The sequence below is a fragment of the Nocardia arthritidis genome, from assembly GCF_011801145.1.
Taxonomy (GTDB): Bacteria; Actinomycetota; Actinomycetes; order Mycobacteriales; family Mycobacteriaceae; genus Nocardia; species Nocardia arthritidis_A.
Map to the genome: position 1 here is coordinate 6,117,137 of NZ_CP046172.1, position 19,445 is coordinate 6,136,581.

Consider the following 19,445-nt stretch of genomic DNA (forward strand, 5'->3'; position numbering starts at 1 on the left):
TAATTATGTGTTCTCCCAGTGCCACGCTGACCGTGTGGGCCGGTTCCTGGCTGGCCGGCTCCAGCGCGCCCGATGACGTGCTGGAGGCCCTGCACGCATGGGCGCCCAAGCACACCATCGCGGCGGGCGACCCGGTCACCGGCGGCCGCACCGACCTGCCGTGGTCATCCCGCGGCAACCTGCCGGGCACCGGAGTCATGGCCCTGCTCAAGGTGATTCGCGAAACGATGACCGAGCCGGGCGCGCTGCTGCGGCTGGTGCTGCCGGTGCCGGGCGATGTGCGCGGCCTGCCGGCGGGCACCGCATTCGCCGCCGACGCGATCGACGCCGGCGAGGGGCTGTTGATCGGTGTGCCCGGCGCCGAAGGCACCGGGCTCATCCCGCAGTGGGCCGATGAGGACACCCTGCAGTGGACCGTCTACAGCACGCCCATTCCGCCCGCGCCCGGCCCCGATATGTCGCTGGGTGAGGCGGAATACGCGATGCGCGAGGCGGTCCGCGACGCCGCCGACGCGCTGATGCAGCTGCACACCACCTCCGTCGGCAACTCCGACACCGACCCGCGCGAACTCATCGAGGCCGAGCTCGCCGACTACGCCCGGCACGACTATCCGGATTCGATTCCGTTGCGCGCCAGGCGAATTCTGGACACCGCCGATCATGTCGCGGCCATTCTCACGGTGGCCCAACGCGAACCGGCATCCGCGCCCACCTCGGCCAGCGCCATCGTCACGCAGGAAACGCTGCTGCGGCCGCTGTGGGACGCGATCCGCGCGGCGCGGCTGGCCGCGGTGCACGCCCCGGCCCGCGGCCGGGCCTGAGCGGCTTCCAAAGAACAAGCGCGGCAAGAACATTCGCCGACCGTACGGTTCGTCGCAGCCTACCTCCCCGGAATACCAAGTGCGCCGCGCGAATTCGAGTGCGTGCCGAGCCGGGAACCCTAAACTGTTCCACCATGATCAACCGTCGCCGGATCGCCGCCGCGTTCGCGACCGCACCGCTCGGACTCGCAAGTTTCACCGCACCCGCCGCGGCGGTGATCGGCGGCGCGCCCGCCGACGCCGCGTCCTATCCGTGGCTTGCCGCCATCGGATCGCCGCTGTTCGCCACGCGCGCGGACGGACAATTCTGCGCAGGCGTGCTCATCGCGCCGGACCGGCTGCTCACCGCGGCGCACTGCGCCGTCATCGCGCAGTTCGCGCCCATCCCACCGGCCATCACCTTCGGCCGCACCGAACTGGCCGCGCCCGGCGGAGATAACGTGCGCGTCAAGGAGATTCGGGTGGATCCGGATTTCCGTGTCTCGCTCGTCGACGGTGATCTCGCCTTCCAGAACGATCTGGCCATCCTCACCCTGGACCGGCCACTGCCCGGCCCGATCGCGGAAACCGGTGCGCCACACGGCGATTCTGGTGCGGTCGTCGGCTGGGGCGCGACGACGCCGGACAATTGGTCGAATACCGCCCTGCACACCGCGACGGTCCCGATCGTGCCGGATGACCGGTGCGGCACCGCATATGGACCCACCTACGACCCGGCGACCATGCTGTGCGCCGGATCCACCGCCGCCGACACCGGCCAATTCGACAGCGGCGGACCACTTCTCGTCGACGGCCGGGTGATCGCCATCCTCTCGTGGGGTAAGAGCGGCGACCACCCCGGCGTCTATATGCGGATTCCGGCGCTCAACTTCTGATCAGCTGATGAACGGGATGTACCCCGGGTAGACGAAGTGGCTCGGACCGCCGCCGGGCTGCCCCCAACCGGCGATCGCGTTGAACGGCAACTTCTTCAGCTCATGCGGGTTGCCGTCCTGGTCGGCCTGCCAGCACTGCATCGTCACCCCGTGGAAGCCGGCGCACACGATCCGGGTGCTGGTGCCGAACGGCGAGGTGAGCCGGTAGCTTCCGTCGAACGGATTCCAGTACCCCGGATCAGACGGCGTCAGGAAGTTCTTGGTCTCGAAGACCGAGACCGGACTGTTCGGTTGCTGCACCGGCCAGTCGTCCGCGGCGGCGTTGCCCGCACCGGCGATCAGCGCGGTACCGGTCGCGGCCGCGGCCGCCATGGCGAGGGTGACGCGTCGGGAAGTGGTTTTCATTCGTGCCCCATCCTTCGGTTATCGATTGATGAACAGCATCGTCTTGACCATCGGTCCCGGTGTAGTTAACCGTTAGCTTCGTGACCACCCCCGAATTCCTTGGGCAGCCAACAGCACCGCGGCCGTGGCGAGGAACGGGGCGACCACGAAGGCCAAGCCGCCCATGGCCAGATCCGGATCGTGCAGGGCGATGTTGTTCCAGTGGTTGGTCGCCAGGAATTGCGTGGTCACCTGGAATGCGGCGTGGAATCCGATACTGGTCCACAGGCTTCCGGTTTTCGCCCGCAGCGCACCGAGTACCAGTGCGAAGACGAAGAACAGCACGATCCGATCGATCGTCGTCGCCGAACCGTGCAGCACACCCCATGCGGTGAACAGCGCGGCCTGGCCCACCACCGTAACGGCGGCGGAGTAGCGCTCGCGAAGGTTGGCGAAGAAGTAGCCGCGAAAGATGAGCTCCTCCGGAATCGCCTCGAACAGCAATACCAGCACCACGAGTCCCGCCAGCGAGAGCAGCGTCCGCGGCAGCGAGGTGCGCGGATCGATATCGGCCCAGCCGAGCCCGAGCAGCACCGCCGCGGTCACCCCGGCCGGAACGGCCCAGCACGCCGCGCCGAACAGAAACTGCCGCCACCCACGCGCGAACGAGGTCCACTCGAGTCCGGACCAAGGCCGCCGGTCCAACCAGCGCCGCGCCGCGTAGATCAACGGAACCGTCACCAACGTCGCGCCCAACGCGCGCAAGATATGCAGGCCGTGGGTGTACTCGGCACCGAACACCGCGGACACCCCACGGGTCAGCACCAGCCACCAGACAACCACCGCAACGAATACGACACCACCCCGGACAACCAGTCCGGGCCGCTCAACTCCTCCAAATACACCCACACCGCAAGGTATCTCGCGATCACACTGCCCGGCGTCCTCCAAAAGTCGGACCTGTGGCCCGCCGAGAGTTCGGCCTCGGTTTTCCGGGGGATCGGTGAGTTGGTTTGTGGTTGCGCCGCTACGACGACTGGATCGCCTGAGATAGGCGCGTGGTGCGTTGGCATGCGGTCTCCCGGTTCCCGCCCCGGATGACGCTGTGCCCGCGTAGGTTCCGGCTTCTCGCGTATGCAATTGCTTGCGCGAGAAGCCAATTGCTATGCGCGAACCGGTTACCTACTCCCGGCGCGACCCGCAGCAGCCGATGGCGCACGGCGCACCGTTCAGGGTGCAGCCCAAGCTTTCGAAGGTGCTCAAATGCGCCGCAGCGGAACCGGTCAGCTGCTCGTCGACCAACTCGGCGACCAGTTGGGCGAATCGCGGGTCGGTGCCGGGTGTGGCCGCGCGGGCGAAGGCGATGCCGAGTTCGGCGGCCCGGTCCCTGGCCTCGTTGTCGAGATCCCAGATCACCTCGAGGTGGTCGGAGACGAATCCGACGGGGCAGACGACCACCGCGCGCACGCCCGATTCGGCGATCCGGTCCAGGTGGTCGACGATGTCGGGTTCCAGCCACGGCACCTGCGGCGGGCCGGAGCGGGACTGCCACACCAGGTCGTAGTCGTCGAATCCCGTTGCCGCCGCGCACAATCGGGCCGCCTCGGCGACCTGGCGGCTGTACAGCTCACCGGTGCCGGGCGGGCCCGCGACGGCGTCGGCGCGCACCGGGATCGAATGCGCGGTGAATACCAACCGCGCCGCATCGCGAACATCCCGCGGCAGTTCGGCGACCGCGGCGCGGATGGCGTCGGCGAACGCCTCGATCAGCAGCGGATGGTCGAAATACTGTCGCAGCTTGAGCATTTCGGGCGCATCCGGGCCGACGGACGCGCGCGCCCGGACGATATCTTCCTGGTACTGCAGGCAACCCGAGTACCCGCCCCATGCCGATGTGGGAAATACCAGGGCGGAACGGATTCCGTCGGCGCGCATCCGCTCGACGGTGTCCTCCACCATCGGATGCCAATTCCGGTTACCGAAGTACACCGGCAGATCAATTCCGCGCGAAGCGAATTCGCCCTCCACCGCCTTGATGATGTCGCGGTTGAGCGCGTTGATCGGCGAAACACCGCCGAAGTGCAGATAGTGCTGCGCGACCTCGGCGAGTCGCTCCGGCGGCACGCCCCGGCCCCGAGTGACGTTCTCCAGGAACGGCATCACGTCCTCGGGGCGTTCGGGGCCGCCGAACGAGAGCAGCAGCAGCGCGTCGTAAGCCATTACCTCAGTTTGCCGAGAAATTCTCGGGGAACCAGGTGTTGTGGCTGGCGCCACCATCCACGTAGATGATCGAACCGGTGGTGCCGGGCAGCCAATCCGAGAGCAGCGCGCAGATCGACCTGGCCACCACCGTCGGATCGTCGACGTCCCAGCCGATCGGGGACGCGCCGTCCCAGTAGGTGTTGAGCTGGTTCAGCTTGGCCGCGTCGTCGGTGGCGGTGCCCGCGATGGCCTTGGCGGCCAGCGTCTTGATCGGGCCCGCCGCGATCAGGTTGGAGCGAATCCGCTTGGCATTGCCCACTTCTCGGGCCACATACCGGTTCACCGACTCCAGCGCGGCCTTGGCGACGCCCATCCAGTTGTAGAACGGCATGGCGGTGCGCGGGTCGAAGTCCATGCCGACGATCGAACCGCCCTCGTTCATCACCGGCAGCACGGCGCGGGCCAGCGAGGCGTAGCTCCACGCGGAGATTTCGAACGCCTTGGCCGCATCCGGGCCCGGACCGTCGAGGAACGGCACCGCATCCGGCCCCATCAGGGTTTTCGGCGCGAACGCGATGGAGTGCAGCACGCCGTCGACACCCTCGGGGGCGTGCTCGCGCACCCGCTCGGCCAGCGTCGCCAGATCCTCCTCGCTGGTGACGTCGAGCCCGATGGCGGGCGGGACCTCCTGCGGCAGCCGCTTGGCGATCCGATCGATCAGCCGCAGCCGTTCCGGGATGCCGGTGATGATCACCTTGGCGCCCTGCTCCTGGGCCACCGCCGCCGCGTGGAACGCGATCGACGAATCGGTGATGATGCCGGTGATCAGGATGGTCTTACCTGCGAGCAGTCCGCCCATGAGTTCTCGGTTCTCCTGAGAGTTGGTGGTGGGGTACCACGGCCGCGAAACCCTACGGCCGCAGGGTGATTCGTCAGGGTGTCAGTGGCCCATGCCCATGCCGCCATCGACCGGGATAATCGCGCCGGTGATGTAGGAGGCCTCGTCGGAGGCGAGGAAGCTGATGGCCGCGGCGACCTCTTCGGCCTGCCCCATCCGCCCTGCGGGGATGACCTTCAGTGCCGTCTCGCGCATCTCCTCGGTCATGTCTTCCCGAGTCATGTCACTGTCAATGAGTCCGGGTGCCACCACGTTGGCGGTGATGTTGCGCGAGCCGATCTCCCGCGTGATCGCACGTGCCATACCGACCAGGCCCGCCTTCGAGGCGGCGTAGTTGACCGACCCGGGCGCACCCATCTGACCGATTACCGAGCCGAGGAAGATGATGCGACCCCAACGGGCGCGCAGCATCGCTCGGTTGGCACGCTTGGCGACGCGGAACGCACCGGTCAGATTCGCATCGATGACGCGACTGAACTGCTCCTCGCTCATCCGCATCAACAGCGTGTTATCGGTGATGCCCGCATTGGCGACAACGACTTCCACCGCACCCTGATGCGCCTCGACCTCGGAAAACGCTCGATCGATCGATTCCGCATCCGTCACATCGCATTTCACACCGAACAGACCGTCCGGCGCCCCCGAACCACGATGGGTGACGGCCACCTTGTGCCCGTCGGCGTGCAGACGCTGCGCGACCGCGAGTCCGATGCCGCGATTACCGCCGGTCACCAGCACGGACCGGGATGTGAGGTTCGACATGGCGACCAACCTACCTGGTGAAGTCCTCGACACCACTATCGGTACGCCCCAAATTTCGGCCCATGACTCCGTCGATCCGATTCTCGGCAATTACAAATGACAAAGCCCGGCCGCCTGGCCGGGCCGTGCCCACAAAATTGTCCGGATCCGCGCGCCGTTCGGCGATAAGACCACGGTGGTTCCCAACCCCTCAGACTCGATTGGTCTGGTAGAGACCCCACATCTGGTAGCCGTTCACATCGGCTTGACCGAGCGGTTTGCAGTAGGTGTTCGGCTGGGCTTTCGGCCCATTCAACAGCGCATTGCAACGGGATTCGGCATCGGGTCCGGTGAAGGGCAGGTACAACAGGACGTCGGCCGCCGCCACTCCTGTTGGTCCGAGCAGTATTCCACCGATCGCGGCCGCGAAGATCAACGATCGCTTCAGCATTTCATTCCTCCGATTGCGGTAATGCGAAACAGCAACAGAGAAATCAAATACGCTGCGGCCCAACAGGTGTACCGCCGACCGTGCTCTTGGCAGACAGCTGGCAGAGTTGGCAGCCGCAGATCAGGGCAACCGTTGCCTGCCGAGCAGACCCGTCACGACACCGGCGGCGACGAACAGCATGCCGAGCAGCAGCCAAGGTCGACTGGCATCGCCCCTGGTGAGCTCGAAGCCGATCTGCTCCTGCAGCGTGTTGTACACCTGCGTGAGTTCGGTCAGGCTGGATGCCTTGTAGAACTCACCGCCGGACAGCCGGGCGATCTCCCGCATCGCGTCATCGTCGACGGGTACGGACTGCCGCTTGGTGCTGCCGTCACTCGGGTCCGGAATATCCACCGCACCCCAGCTCGTGCCATACGAAATCGTCGAGATCGGAACGTGTTTGCTCTTCGCCAGCCGAGCCGCGACGTATTCGTGCCGCGGATTGTCCACATCCTCGAACGCCGGAACGGTCTGCTTACCGTCGGACATCAGCACGATGCGGGCGGGCGGCGGGTCCTGCGAACCGCCGAGCACCGAACCCAGTGTGTCGATGGCCTGCAGCGCGGTGATGATGCCCTCGCCGGTCGCGGTGCGTTCGGCGAGTTTGATGTTGTCGATGGCCGCCTTGGCCTGTTCATGGTTCGGGGTCGGCGTCACCAGCACCGACGCGGTGCCCGCGAAGGTGATGAATCCGATGTTCAAACCCGATGGCAGCCCGTCGACGAATTCCTTACCCGCCTTCTTCGCGACCTCGATTCGGCTGGGCGGCACGTCGGTCGCCTCCATCGAGAGCGATACGTCCATCACCAGCATGACGGTGGCGCGGTTGCGGGCCACCTTCTTGACCGCGGTGGGCCCGGCGGCGGCGATGGTGAGAAATACCAGGCCCGCCACCAGGAGCACGATCGGTATGTGCCGCAACAGACTCGGCCGCGTCGGGGCGACCTTCTCCAGCAGCTCCATATTGGTGAAGCGCAGCGTGTTCTTGTGCCGTGACACCTGAACGAGCACATAGCCGAGCACGATCAGCGCGACGATCACGAGGAAGCCGAGCCAGACAGCAGAGGTGAATCCGGAAATACTCACTGGCGTGGTGCCCGCCCGCTCGGGGCGCCGAAGCTGTGGCGCCGGGTGGATACGAACCGGACCACATCGGCGATCCAGTCCCGGTCGGTCTGCAGGGTGAGCACCGGCGCTCCGCAGCTGCGCAGGGCCTGTTCGACCTGTTGCCGGTGCCGTTGCGCCGCGGTCGCGAAGTCGGCGCGCAGCGTTGGGGTGAGGCTGAATTCGCGGGTGCGCCCGGATTCCGGATCGTGCAGCACCACATCGCCGACATCGGGCAGTGTCAGATCGCGCGGATCGAGCACCTCCACCGCGAGCAGTTCGTGCCGGGCCGAGATGGCGCGCAGCGAACGCTGCCAATCGATTTCACCGAGGAAATCGCTGATCACCACGGCGAGACCGCGTTTGCGCTGCGGTCTGCGCAGTGCCTCGATGCCGCCGCGCAGATCGCCGCGCACACCGTCGCGGGCGTGCGGGGTGGTCGCGATATCGCGCAGTAGCGACTGCGCGTGAATTCGCCCGCTGCGCGCGGGAATTCGCACCAGTCGCTCGCCGGTGGCGACGACGGCGCCGATCCGGTTGCCGCCGCCGCTGGTCAGATGGGTGATGGCCGCGGCGGCCGCGATGGCGAGATCGCGCTTCTGGCACAGCGCGGTGCCGAAGTCGAGGCTGGCCGACAGGTCCACCACCATCCAGGTTTCCAGCTCGCGGTCGGCGATCATCTGCCGCACGTGCGGGTGGGTGGTGCGGGCGGTGACCGACCAATCCATTTGGCGCACATCGTCGCCCGGTTGGTAGGCGCGCGCCTCACCGGGTTCGGATCCGGGGCCCGGGATGAGCCCGAGGTGGTCGCCGTGCAGGACGCCGTCGAGTTTGCGCCGGACCGTGAGTTCGAGCGTTTTGAGCGCCGCCGACAGCTTCGGATCGGTGAGCTCACCCGATCGGAAGGACGGCGGGGCGTGGTTCGGCGTCGTCACTTCGGCTGGTTGTTACCCGCGGGCTGCGGCACCTGGCCGACGGGCTGCATATTCGGCTGTTGCGGAACCGGTTGCGGCACACCGTGCGGGCCCATCGCGGGCGGTGCGGGCGTCGCGGGGGCTCCCGGCGCGACGGCCTGCGGCGCGACCTGCGGCAGCCCGACGGTCTGCAGCACCCGCTTGACCACGTCCTCGGGGCTGATCTCGTCGGCGAGCGCGTCGTAGGACAGCACCAGGCGGTGTCGCAGCACATCCGGGATCACCTCGACGACATCCTGCGGCACCACGTAATCGCAGCCGCGGATCAGCGCGACGGCGCGGGCGGCGGCGATGATGCCGAGGCTGGCGCGCGGCGACGCACCGTAGGACACCCAGTTCGCCACGTCGGTCATGCCGAATTCGGCCGGGGTGCGGGTCGCCGCGATCACTCGGACCACGTAATCCACCAGGGCGTGGTGCACGAAGGTGTTCGCGGCCAGCTCCTGCAGCCGGATCAGCTCGGCGGGCTCCAGGACCTGCTTGGGTTCCGGTGGGGTGACGCCCATCCGGTAGATGATCTCGCGCTCCTCCTCCACCGAGGGGTAGTCGACGACGACCTTGAACAGGAAGCGGTCGCGCTGCGCCTCGGGCAGCGGGTACACGCCCTCGCTCTCGATCGGGTTCTGAGTCGCCATGACCAGGAACGGATTCGGCATCGGGTAGGTCTTGCCGCCGATGGACACATGCCGCTCGGCCATCACCTCGAGCAGCGCCGACTGCACCTTGGCGGGTGCGCGGTTGATCTCGTCGGCGAGGACGAAATTCGCGACCACCGGGCCGAGTTCGGTGTCGAATTCCTCGCGGCCCTGGCGGTAGATGCGGGTACCGGTGAGGTCGGTCGGCACCAGGTCGGGCGTGAACTGCACGCGGGAGAACGAGCCGCCGACCACCTTGGCGAAGGTTTCCACCGCGAGCGTCTTCGCGATGCCGGGCACACCCTCGAGCAGCACGTGACCGCGCGCCAGCACACCGACGAGCAGCCGCTCGACCAGCCGGTCCTGCCCGACGATGACCCGCTTGACCTCGTAGATCGCCTTTTCCAGGGTCTGGACGTCACGCTCCAGGGTGCTCGGTGCCGATGGCGCATCTTTCGCCAAATCGGCCCCACTCACACCGTCCGTCGAAGTCACCAAAATCCCCGCTTTCGCTTTGGTCCTGTGCGTGCTGCCACAACTATTCCAGGTATCGCCGCCGGATGCCGCAACCGGACCCCGGCAGAACCTAGGAAACCGATGTGAATCCAGCGCTGCCGAACCAGAACACAGCGACTCAACCGGTGACTATGCGCACCGCATAAGGCATGATGCCACCTTCGCGCACCGGCGACACCCTGACGACGTCACCGGACTGCGGCGCCTCCACCATCTGCCCGTTGCCGAGATAGAGCGCGACGTGCTCGCTGCCGTTGGGTCCCCAGAACAGCATGTCGCCGCGAACCCGTTCGGCCACCGGCACTCTGGTGCCCGCGTTGTACTGGTAGCCGCTGTAGTGCGGCAGCGAGACGCCGATGCCGGCGAAGGCGTAGACCATCAGCCCGGAACAGTCGAAGCCGACCTTGTTGTAGTCGCCGTAGCTGTCGGCGACGCCGCCGTCCCGGATGCCGAGGGTCGGACCGTTCTCGTCGCCGCCGCCCCAGGAGTATTGAACGCCGAGCTGCGACATCGCCCGGTCCACCACGGTTTCGATGGCGTCCGAGCCGCCGATCGACGGCATGGCCGCCGCGGGTGGCCGGCGCCGCGGCGGGGTTTGGGTCTCGAGATCGGTGTGCGGGCGTTTGCCGTCGCCGAGTTGGGCGGCGCGATCCCGGGCGGCCTGGTCGGCGGCGGCGCGCGCGGCCGCGGCGGCCGCCGCCGCCCGCATCGCCGCCTCCTCGGCCTTGCGCTGCTCGTCCCATGAGTTGTACGCATCGCGCTGGGCCACCAGCCCGGCGACATTCTTGCGGGCCAGGTCGAGGCGGCCCTGTGCGGTCTCGCGCTGCTGAATCAGGTTGTCGCGCTGCGACTTCTGCCGGTCCAGCTCGGATTTCGCCGCGGTGACGGCCTGTTCGGCGTCGGACTTCTTCTGCTCGGCGGCGGTCGCGGCCGAATCGGCCTCCGTTTTCGCCTGCCGCGCAAGGGAATTCTTATTCGCCTCGGCGACCTGGGCCCGGCGCAGGCCGTCGAGCACATGCTGCTGCTGTTTGGCCACCACGGCCAGCAGCTGCGCCCGGTCGAGCACCGTGTCCGGGGTGGACGCGGCGAGGAAGGTGATCATGGTCGGCGTCGCGGGTTTGGTGTAGGCCTGTGCGGCGAAGACGTCGAAGTTGCCGCGCGCCTGCCCGACCTGTGCGGTCGCATCGGCCAGTTCCCGCTGCGAGTCGGCGACCGCGACGACGGCGCGATCGCAGGCTGCGCGGGCGTCCTGCAGGTCGACCAGCGCCTTGTTCACCGCCTCGCGCTTGAGCTCGACCGCACCGTCGAGCTGCTGCAGCTGCTGATCCGCCGCGGCGACCTGGTTGATCAGCCCGCCGACCTCCGCGACGCCCGCGTCGACCTGCGCTCTGCCCTCGGTGATCTGGCCGTCGCTCGGATTCGGCGGCGGTGGCGGCACCGCGCCGGCCGGTCCGGCGGCGATAGCGACCGAGACGGATAGCAGCAACCCCAGAGCGACCCATAGTCGAGGCCGGGAACCGACCTCACCGCTGCTGCGCATCGCACCTCCCGAGGATCCGACCGTGGCTCTATTCGATTCGCGGCGCGGTCGCGGCCGACAGCCCGTTGACCTCACCAGCACCAGCCGAACCAAGAAGCTCAGTGGCCGACGGATAGCCCTTGCAACACTTCTTTCCCATCAGAGAACAAACGAACCGTACGACACTTTTTTCACGGAGGAAACACCGGTAACAGAATCACACCAGCGTAATTCGTACGTTGCCCGCAATTAGCTCAACGCGCGTCAGGATTCGCGGCCGAAAAACAAACCAACCGTCAGGAAAAGTTGCTGAGCGGATACCCGCTACGAGGCGTTGGCCCCACTCTCGGCCGCCGCCGAAACCCCCACCCGCGCAGCCTCTTCCGAGCGACGCCGCGCCTTGAGGTAGTACAGCCCACCGACGGCCAGGACCGTACCGGCCAGCAACACTCCGGTAATAGCCGTCCATGGCGTGCCGCCCGGGCTCTCCAACCGGTCCACGAAGATCTGCGCCGACTGCGCCGAATCGCCGCCCTTGAACTTGGCGCTGTCCTCGGCCCATTCCAGGCGCGCCCGGTTGATCGAATCGCTCCAGGTGCCGACCTGATCGGCACTGAACACCACGACGGTGCCGTGTTGGGTCTTGCCGACCTCGGTGGCCAGGTCCCGTAAGCTCGAGTCGTGGGCCGGATTACCGGGAACGACCACAATGCTCAGCGAGATCCCATGGGCTCTCGCGTCGGCGGCGATTGCCGCGAGTTCGTCCTTGTCCCTGCCCGTCAGGGTGGCCACATGACCCGCCGCCAGGTCGGCGTTGATCTCCACGATCGTCGAATCGTCCACACCCGGCGGCAGTTCCGCGGCCATGGGGGTGAGAACCGAGGTGTGCGAGACGGTCATGTTCCATCCGGTCTGTCGAGCCGCATCGGCGTGCGAAGCGACGGGCATCCAACACTGCAGGGCGAGCGACGCTGGGTCATCACCCGACTGCTCGAATGCACAGTACGCGACCGGAACTCAGCGCATGCGCACGCGGCGCGCGGTTCGCCCCCCGCACGTTTCACAGGACAAGCGTACTGTTAGTCTCGACGGCGCGAGGAACCAGTGCCTGCGAGCAGTGGCTGCCCTCCATATACGTAGTCGCCGGCACAGCCCCGCCGGCGGCGACCCTCACAGACGAGTGGAGCTGACGTGACGACAAGTATCGATACTTTCGGCGCCAAGGGCACCCTCGAGGTCGGAAGCAACTCCTACGAGATCTTCCGCCTCTCCGCCGTGCCGGGCACCGAGAAACTCCCCTACGCACTGAAGGTCCTCGCGGAGAACCTGCTTCGCACCGAGGACGGCGCGAACATCACCGCGGACCATATTCGCGCCATCGCGAGCTGGGATCCGTCGGCTCAGCCGAACACCGAAATCCAGTTCACCCCGGCCCGCGTGATCATGCAGGACTTCACCGGCGTGCCCTGCATCGTCGACCTGGCCACCATGCGCGAGGCCGTCGCGACCCTCGGCGGCGACCCGAACAAGGTGAACCCGCTGGCCCCCGCCGAGATGGTCATCGACCACTCGGTGATCATCGACGTATTCGGCCGCGAGGACGCCTTCCAGCGCAACGTCGAGATCGAATACCAGCGCAACGGCGAGCGCTACCAGTTCCTGCGCTGGGGCCAGACCGCCTTCGACGACTTCAAGGTCGTGCCGCCGAGCACCGGCATCGTGCACCAGGTCAACATCGAGCACCTCGCGCGCGTCGTCATGGTCCGCAACGGCCAGGCCTACCCCGACACCTGCGTCGGCACCGACTCGCACACCACCATGGTCAACGGCCTCGGCGTACTCGGCTGGGGCGTCGGCGGTATCGAGGCCGAGGCCGCCATGCTCGGCCAGCCGGTCTCCATGCTGATCCCGCGCGTGGTCGGCTTCAAGCTGACCGGTGAGATCCAGCCGGGCGTCACCGCCACCGACGTCGTGCTCACCGTCACCGATATGCTGCGCAAGCACGGTGTGGTCGGCAAGTTCGTCGAGTTCTACGGCAAGGGCGTCGCCGAGGTGCCGCTGGCCAACCGCGCGACCCTGGGCAATATGAGCCCCGAATTCGGTTCCACCGCCGCGATTTTCCCGATCGACGAGGTCACCGTCGAATACCTGAAGCTCACCGGCCGCAGCGATGAGCAGGTCGCGCTGGTCGAGGCGTACGCCAAGGAACAGGGCCTGTGGCACGACGCCGACAAGGAGCCCGCCTACTCGGAGTACCTGGAGCTCGACCTGAGCACCGTGGTGCCCTCGATCGCGGGCCCGAAGCGTCCGCAGGACCGGATCCTGTTGTCGGAGAGCAAGATCGCCTTCCGCAAGGACATCCACAACTACACCAACGATCCGGAGGCCACGCCGCACTCGCACCTGGACGAGGCCATCGAGGAATCGTTCCCGGCCAGCGATCCGGCCGCACTGGCCTTCGCCGACGACGACGCCGTGCTGCCGACCGCCGCGAACGGCAGCACCGGCCGCCCGTCCAAGCCGGTCAAGGTGTCGACCGAGGAGTACGGCGACTTCATCCTCGACCACGGCGCTGTCGTGGTCGCCTCCATCACCTCCTGCACCAACACCTCCAACCCGTCGGTCATGATCGGCGCGGCCCTGCTCGCCCGCAACGCGGTTGAGAAGGGTCTGACCCGCAAGCCGTGGGTGAAGACCTCGATGGCGCCGGGTTCGCAGGTCGTCAACGGCTACTACGAGAAGGCCGGCCTGTGGCCGTACCTGGACAAGCTGGGCTTCAACCTGGTCGCGTTCGGCTGTGCCACCTGCATCGGCAACACCGGTCCGCTGCCGGAGGAGATCTCCAAGGCGGTCAACGACAATGATCTGACCGTCACCGCGGTGCTGTCCGGCAACCGCAACTTCGAGGGCCGCATCTCCCCCGACGTGAAGATGAACTACCTGGCGTCGCCGCCGCTGGTCATCGCGTACGCGCTGGCCGGAACGATGGACTTCGACTTCGAGCACGACGCGCTCGGCAAGGACACGAACGGCAACGACGTCTTCCTGCGCGACATCTGGCCGTCGCCGCAGGAGATCCAAGACACCATCGACCGGGTCATCTCCCGCGATATGTTCCTCGAGGACTACAAGGACGTCTTCAAGGGCGACGAGCGCTGGCGTTCGCTGCCCACCCCGGAGGGCAAGACCTTCGAATGGGCCGAGGAGTCGACCTACGTCCGCAAGCCCCCGTACTTCGAGGGCATGCCGCAGACCCCGACGCCGGTCACCGATATCAAGGGTGCGCGCGTGCTGGCGCTGCTCGGCGATTCGGTCACCACCGACCACATCTCCCCGGCGGGCAACATCAAGCCGGGCACCCCGGCCGCGCAGTACCTGGAGGCCAACGGCGTCGAGCGCAAGGACTACAACTCCTACGGCTCGCGTCGGGGCAATCACGAGGTGATGATCCGCGGCACCTTCGCCAACATCCGGCTGCGCAACCAGCTGCTCGACGACGTCTCGGGTGGTTACACCCGCGACTTCACCCAGGACGGCGGCCCGCAGGCGTTCATCTACGACGCCGCGCAGAACTACCAGGCCGCGGGCATCCCGCTGGTGGTGCTCGGCGGTAAGGAGTACGGCTCGGGTTCCTCGCGCGACTGGGCGGCGAAGGGCACCAGCCTGCTCGGCGTCAAGGCCGTGATCACCGAATCGTTCGAGCGCATCCACCGCTCGAACCTGATCGGTATGGGCGTCATCCCGCTGCAGTTCCCGGCCGGCGAGTCGGCCGCGTCGCTGAAGCTGGACGGCACCGAGACCTTCGATATCGAGGGCATCACCAAGCTGAACGAGGGTGTGACTCCGAAGACGTTGAAGGTCACCGCCACCAAGGAAAACGGTGAACGGGTCGAGTTCGACGCGGTGGTCCGGATCGACACCCCCGGTGAGGCCGACTACTACCGCAACGGCGGCATCCTGCAGTACGTGCTGCGCAACATGATCAAGGCGTAATAGCCTGGACAGCGAAAGGTGCGCTTCCCCGTCGCCCGGGCGAAAGCCCGGGCCCGGCAAGGGATTCCGGCGTCGTCCGGATGACGGGGCAGCGCACCCCTTCGTATGCGGCACCGGAACGGAAACGGAGGCTTGATTGCCCAAGGTCAGTGACGACCACCTGGCGGCCCGGCGCAGCCAGATCCTCGACGGGGCGCGCAGCTGCTTCGCCGAGTACGGCTACGACGGCGCGACGGTGCGGCGGCTCGAGGAGGCCACCGGGTTGTCCCGCGGCGCGATCTTCCACCACTTCCGGGACAAGGACGCGCTGTTCCTGGCGCTGGCCCAGGAGGACGCGGATCGGATGGCCGACGTCGCGGCCAACCAGGGCCTGGTGCAGGTGATGCGGGACATGCTCGCGGATCCGGCCCAATTCAACTGGCTCGGAACGCGTTTGGAGATCGCGCGGCGGCTGCGCACCGATCCGGAATTCCGGGCCAACTGGGAGCAGCGGTCCGAGGAGGTCACCGCGGCGACGCTGGCCCGCCTGGAGCGCCGCAAGGCCGAGGGCGCGCTGCGCGACGACGTGCCCACCGATGTGCTGCTCGGCTACCTCGACCTGGTGCTCGACGGGTTGATCGCCCGGATCGCTTCCGGGCACACCAACGAAAACCTCTCCGCCGTATTGGATCTCGTGGAGGCCTCGGTCCGGCGCAAACCGTAGGCTCAGCCGCAGCAGAGACCGAGGCCGCCGGTCGGCGCTGCCGTGTATTCCTGTGCGGCGGTTTCGGTTTCGCGAAGCATCCGCTCGCGGTCCCGGGAGTCCAGGTAGTGGCCGCGGGTGATGACGGCGTGGATGGCGCGGGTGTTGCCGATCGCGGTGAGCGGATTCGCGTCGAGGACCACCAGATCGGCCTGTTTACCCGGTTCCACGGTGCCGGACACCTTTTCCAGGCCGAGGCAGCGGGCCGCGTCCCGGGTGGCGGCCTGCAATGCGCGCATCGGCGAGAACCCGGCCCGCACAAGCCATTCCAGTTCCTCATGTAGTGCGATGCCCGGGAAGACGTACGGGTTGCTGGTGTCGGTGCCCGCGACGATATCGACACCGGCCTGATACATCGCGCCGAGCAGTTCCAGTCGCGAATCGAAATTGCGTTGGCGTATCGCGATTTCGGCCGGTTCGACGGCTCGCCCGACGGGATTGGCGGTCCACGCCTTCGTGATATCCGTCGGCAGATAGCGCAGATATTCCTGTCCGCCCGCATTGCTCGGGTCGCCGTCCCGTACCCGGCGCAACACGGTGATGGTCGGGCACTGCCAGGCGCCGCGCTCCTTCAGCAGTGCGAACAGTTCCGCCGCCCGCTGCGGGCTGTAGCTGTCGGCGGCCGTGCGCTCCAAGTGGAGGCCGCGCTCGAGCCATTCCTGCCCGAAGTCGGGACCCGAGGCCATGGCCTCGATTTCGGCGTACAGCTCGTCGCGCCGGGCCGAGGTGGTGAGCTGCATGCCGTACATGTGCTCGACGGTGTACTGCCCGAGCCGGACCGCCTCGTCCACCGGAATACGGCTCGGCACATGGCCGCCGAATCTGATCCCGATCCTGCTCGCCTCGTCGGCGATGGCCGTGAAGCTCTCCCTGGTGAGCAGCGAATAGACCTTCACGAAGTCGTAGCCGTCGGCGCGGGTGCGCCGCACCTCGGCGCGCGCCTCGGCCTCGGTGCCGACCACCGCGGAGTCGGGCCAGATACCCGGCCTGCCGTCGATGATGTTGCCCGCGGTCACGATTCGCGGGCCGAGCGTCTCGCCGCGTTCGATGCGTTCGCGCAGCGCGAGGGTTTCCGGCGCGCCCCACATTTCCCGGATCCCGGTGACGCCGTGCACGAGATGCATCGGCGGGAAGATCTTGTCGGCCTGCGCACCGTGGGTGTGCATATCCCACAGGCCGGGGATGACGTATTTGCCGGGCAGTTCGAGCACCCGGACCGGTTGCGGCAGCGGCGCATCCGGAAAGCGGCCGACCGCGAGGATGCGATCGCCCGCCAGCACCACCGTCGCGTCGGGCAGCGGCGCCGCGCCCGTGCCGTCGATGACGGTCACCTTGGTCAGCACCGTGACCGGAGCCGAATCATCCGCTGCCGCAGCGGTCGCCCGCGTCCCGAGCCCGCCCGAGATCGCGCCGACCGTACCCGCCGCCAACCATCCGAGGAGTTCGCGCCGGGCCAGTCCGCCTATATCCCCACTGTTCGTCCGTACCACTCCACCGAACGTACCGTCCGGGTCGGCGAATGCCGAGCGATTTCTCGCGCGGGCAGCGGGAAATCCGTTGCCGGAAAGGGTCTCTCGTCAGTAGTTGGCGTTCAGGTAGTCGGCGGCATGCGTGGTCCACAACACATTGGTGCCCGGCATGGTGTGCCCGGAGTACAGCACATGCTGTCCGTCCGGCCACGGCGTGAGATAACCGAGCAGCCCGCGCATCGCGTCGGCGTAGCGGTCCAGATTCGAGATCGGGTCGCGCAGCAGCCATTCGAGCAATTCATGGAAGATCAGCGGCGTCAGGTTGCCGATCCTGGCCCCCTCCAGGAAGGAGAACGGCGAGATGCCGACGTCGATGAAGCGCAGCGGCGAATCGGCGGGCGATGCGGTGATGATATCGCCGGGGTTGGCGTATTCGCGGACGTCCACCGTCGGCGGCCAGACACCGCGCTGTCCATGCAGGCCGTAAGTGTTCGGCGGGCAAAGGTTTTCAACCGACTGCCCGGCCCGGCGGAGCGGATTGGCGATATTCACCGCGAAGGCGATCTCCAGCGGCGACCCGTCGGAATTGGTGTAGATCCCGGCGGCGACACCCTCCAATATCCCGCTCACGCAGAGACCGCCGAGCGAATAGCTCAGCAGCCCACAGACATTCGGCGAATCCCGGATCGCATCGACGGCGGCCGCGATCCCCAGCCGCACCGATGTGTCCAGCGACGGCCCCCACAGATCCGGCGTCGCCCCGATCGAGGCGGGCCAATCCGGCTCGAAACAGTGGAAACTGTCCGGGTCGAGCAGTTTCGCCACGTCCCGCAGCATGCCCGTCGGCGTGCCGTTGGGATTCCGCGGCTCCCCGGTCCCGCGCAACGTAATGATGTCGATCATGTCTTCCCCTCACGCACCGAAGCCTTCGGCGCCCCACGCTGAAGATATGACGGTTATCGCTCGGGAACCCGAGTAGTTAACTACTTCATGCCGGCCGGTTCACTGACCGAACCAGCGTTCATCACGATAGCGGCGGGATGGCCCGCCGCGAACCCCGGGGTGATCGTTCGCGGCGGGCGACACCTCCTTTCCTCGCGCCACCCGCGCACCGGCCTCTCGAGTCCGGTGGCGGGCAGTCGATTTCGTCAGCGCTGATTCGGCTTGTGGCCGTGGTTGGCCTTCTTCTTGCGGCCTGCGCGTTTTTTGCTGGCCCGTTTGGACACAGGTACTCCGTTTCTGTTCAAGCGGCGAGCTGGTTGGTCCAGGACGCCAGTCGGGTTCTGGCGCGCGAATTGCCCACCAGCGCAGCGGGTTCGGCTTGTTCCGCGCCGACGTAGTAGCCGCCGCTGACGACCGGTGTCGCCGGGGCGCTCAGCGTGGCGAGCAGGGCGGCGGCGGTGTCCAGCGGCGCGGTGGCGTGGCTGCGGACCTGCGGCATGTCGATCTCGAAATCGGCGGGGTGCACGTTCACGACGGTGAGTCCGGCGGGTCCGGTCTCGGCGAGCGAGCGGCCGAACATGGTCAGGGCCAGCTTCGATTGCGCGTAGACCGAGAGCTGGGTGTAGATGCCGCGGTTGCGGTCCAGATCCGTGTAGTCGATATTGCCCCCGGTGTGCAGCTTGGACGTCACATTGAGCACGCGGCCGCGGGATTCGGCGATCAGTTCCGCCAAGGCCATCGTCAGTCGTTGCGGCGCAAGGTAATTCACCTGGAAGGTCAGCTCGTGACCGTCCGCGGTGTGCGATTTGCGCTGCGGCGCCGCGATCGCCGCGGCGTTGATCAGCGCGTCGAGGCGCGGCAGCACGGCCGCCAACTCCCGGCCGAGCTGACCGACCTCGGCGAGGACCCGGAAGTCCGCGTCCACCGGGCGGATCCGGTCGGCGGGCGCCCCGGCGTGAACCAGGCGCTCGACGGATTCGTCGGCGCGCTCCTTGTCCTGCGCATGCGCGAGCACGGTGGCGCCGTCCGTCGCCAGGCGCAGCGCCGTCGCGTAACCGAGCCGTTCGTCGACGCCGGTCACCAGCACGACCCTGGCAGCGGACGAGAATTCGGACATAGCTCTCCTATCGAATGATGGTG

General features: G+C 67.2%; 18 protein-coding genes. 4 read left to right on the top strand and 14 right to left on the bottom strand.

The window, feature by feature from the left end; translation table 11 throughout:
• The first annotated feature begins 5 nt into the window (after positions 1 to 5).
• On the top strand, positions 6 to 821 hold the full coding sequence (locus tag F5544_RS27480) for a hypothetical protein (RefSeq protein ID WP_167475862.1): 816 nt from the start codon (positions 6 to 8) through the stop codon (positions 819 to 821).
• Between the two features lie 134 nt (positions 822 to 955).
• Complete coding sequence (locus tag F5544_RS27485) at positions 956 to 1,696, top strand: S1 family peptidase (RefSeq protein WP_167475863.1); 741 nt, start codon at positions 956 to 958, stop codon at positions 1,694 to 1,696.
• On the opposite strand, the gene F5544_RS27490 is transcribed toward F5544_RS27485, so the two are convergent.
• The 11 genes from F5544_RS27490 to F5544_RS27540 all read right to left on the bottom strand — a co-directional run bounded on the left by F5544_RS27490 (position 1,697) and on the right by F5544_RS27540 (position 12,059).
• Entirely contained in the window at positions 1,697 to 2,101 is a 405-nt protein-coding gene (locus F5544_RS27490; RefSeq protein WP_167475864.1) for a hypothetical protein, read from the bottom strand.
• 72 nt (positions 2,102 to 2,173) lie between these two features.
• Positions 2,174 to 2,923: a CPBP family intramembrane glutamic endopeptidase gene (locus tag F5544_RS27495; RefSeq protein ID WP_238846697.1), complete on the bottom strand. Its 750-nt coding sequence runs from the start codon at positions 2,921 to 2,923 to the stop codon at positions 2,174 to 2,176.
• 339 nt (positions 2,924 to 3,262) lie between these two features.
• Positions 3,263 to 4,300, bottom strand: a complete 1,038-nt coding sequence (locus F5544_RS27500) for a ferrochelatase (RefSeq protein ID WP_174867418.1) — start codon at positions 4,298 to 4,300, stop codon at positions 3,263 to 3,265.
• A 4-nt stretch (positions 4,301 to 4,304) separates the two neighbouring features.
• Entirely contained in the window at positions 4,305 to 5,141 is an 837-nt protein-coding gene (inhA, locus tag F5544_RS27505; RefSeq protein ID WP_167475866.1) for an NADH-dependent enoyl-ACP reductase InhA, read from the bottom strand.
• An 81-nt stretch (positions 5,142 to 5,222) separates the two neighbouring features.
• Positions 5,223 to 5,942 carry a 3-oxoacyl-ACP reductase FabG1 gene (gene fabG1, locus F5544_RS27510; RefSeq protein WP_167475867.1) on the bottom strand — a complete coding sequence of 240 codons (720 nt, stop codon included), beginning with the start codon at positions 5,940 to 5,942 and terminating at the stop codon, positions 5,223 to 5,225.
• 190 nt (positions 5,943 to 6,132) lie between these two features.
• A complete protein-coding gene (locus F5544_RS27515; RefSeq protein WP_167475868.1) occupies positions 6,133 to 6,372 on the bottom strand; it encodes a hypothetical protein in 240 nt (79 codons plus the stop codon).
• A 120-nt stretch (positions 6,373 to 6,492) separates the two neighbouring features.
• Positions 6,493 to 7,497 (bottom strand): VWA domain-containing protein, encoded by a 1,005-nt coding sequence (locus F5544_RS27520; RefSeq protein ID WP_167475869.1) that lies wholly within the window; start codon positions 7,495 to 7,497, stop codon positions 6,493 to 6,495.
• Positions 7,494 to 8,450, bottom strand: a complete 957-nt coding sequence (locus F5544_RS27525) for a DUF58 domain-containing protein (RefSeq protein WP_167475870.1) — start codon at positions 8,448 to 8,450, stop codon at positions 7,494 to 7,496. Before F5544_RS27525 ends, F5544_RS27520 begins: the two co-directional genes overlap by 4 nt.
• On the bottom strand, positions 8,447 to 9,586 hold the full coding sequence (locus F5544_RS27530; protein ID WP_428847183.1) for an AAA family ATPase: 1,140 nt from the start codon (positions 9,584 to 9,586) through the stop codon (positions 8,447 to 8,449). Before F5544_RS27530 ends, F5544_RS27525 begins: the two co-directional genes overlap by 4 nt.
• A 172-nt stretch (positions 9,587 to 9,758) precedes the next feature.
• Entirely contained in the window at positions 9,759 to 11,180 is a 1,422-nt protein-coding gene (locus F5544_RS27535) for an NlpC/P60 family protein (protein WP_167475871.1), read from the bottom strand.
• Between the two features lie 303 nt (positions 11,181 to 11,483).
• Positions 11,484 to 12,059: a DUF6676 family protein gene (locus tag F5544_RS27540; RefSeq protein WP_167475872.1), complete on the bottom strand. Its 576-nt coding sequence runs from the start codon at positions 12,057 to 12,059 to the stop codon at positions 11,484 to 11,486.
• 291 nt (positions 12,060 to 12,350) lie between these two features.
• Here F5544_RS27540 and acnA point away from each other — a divergent pair, with 291 nt between their 5' ends.
• Both acnA and F5544_RS27550 read left to right on the top strand, forming a co-directional pair.
• Positions 12,351 to 15,152, top strand: coding sequence for an aconitate hydratase AcnA (acnA, locus tag F5544_RS27545; protein ID WP_167475873.1), 2,802 nt, complete (start codon positions 12,351 to 12,353; stop codon positions 15,150 to 15,152).
• Between the two features lie 136 nt (positions 15,153 to 15,288).
• Positions 15,289 to 15,855, top strand: a complete 567-nt coding sequence (locus tag F5544_RS27550) for a TetR/AcrR family transcriptional regulator (protein WP_167475874.1) — start codon at positions 15,289 to 15,291, stop codon at positions 15,853 to 15,855.
• Between the two features lie 2 nt (positions 15,856 to 15,857).
• Here F5544_RS27550 and F5544_RS27555 read toward each other — a convergent pair whose 3' ends face one another.
• The 3 genes from F5544_RS27555 to F5544_RS27565 form a co-directional block, all read right to left on the bottom strand.
• Positions 15,858 to 17,384: an amidohydrolase family protein gene (locus F5544_RS27555; protein WP_203217363.1), complete on the bottom strand. Its 1,527-nt coding sequence runs from the start codon at positions 17,382 to 17,384 to the stop codon at positions 15,858 to 15,860.
• An 87-nt stretch (positions 17,385 to 17,471) separates the two neighbouring features.
• Positions 17,472 to 18,266, bottom strand: a complete 795-nt coding sequence (locus F5544_RS27560) for a hypothetical protein (protein ID WP_167475875.1) — start codon at positions 18,264 to 18,266, stop codon at positions 17,472 to 17,474.
• Positions 18,267 to 18,606: 340 nt separating this feature from the next.
• Entirely contained in the window at positions 18,607 to 19,422 is an 816-nt protein-coding gene (locus F5544_RS27565; RefSeq protein ID WP_167475876.1) for an SDR family NAD(P)-dependent oxidoreductase, read from the bottom strand.
• Positions 19,423 to 19,445 lie beyond the last annotated feature (23 nt).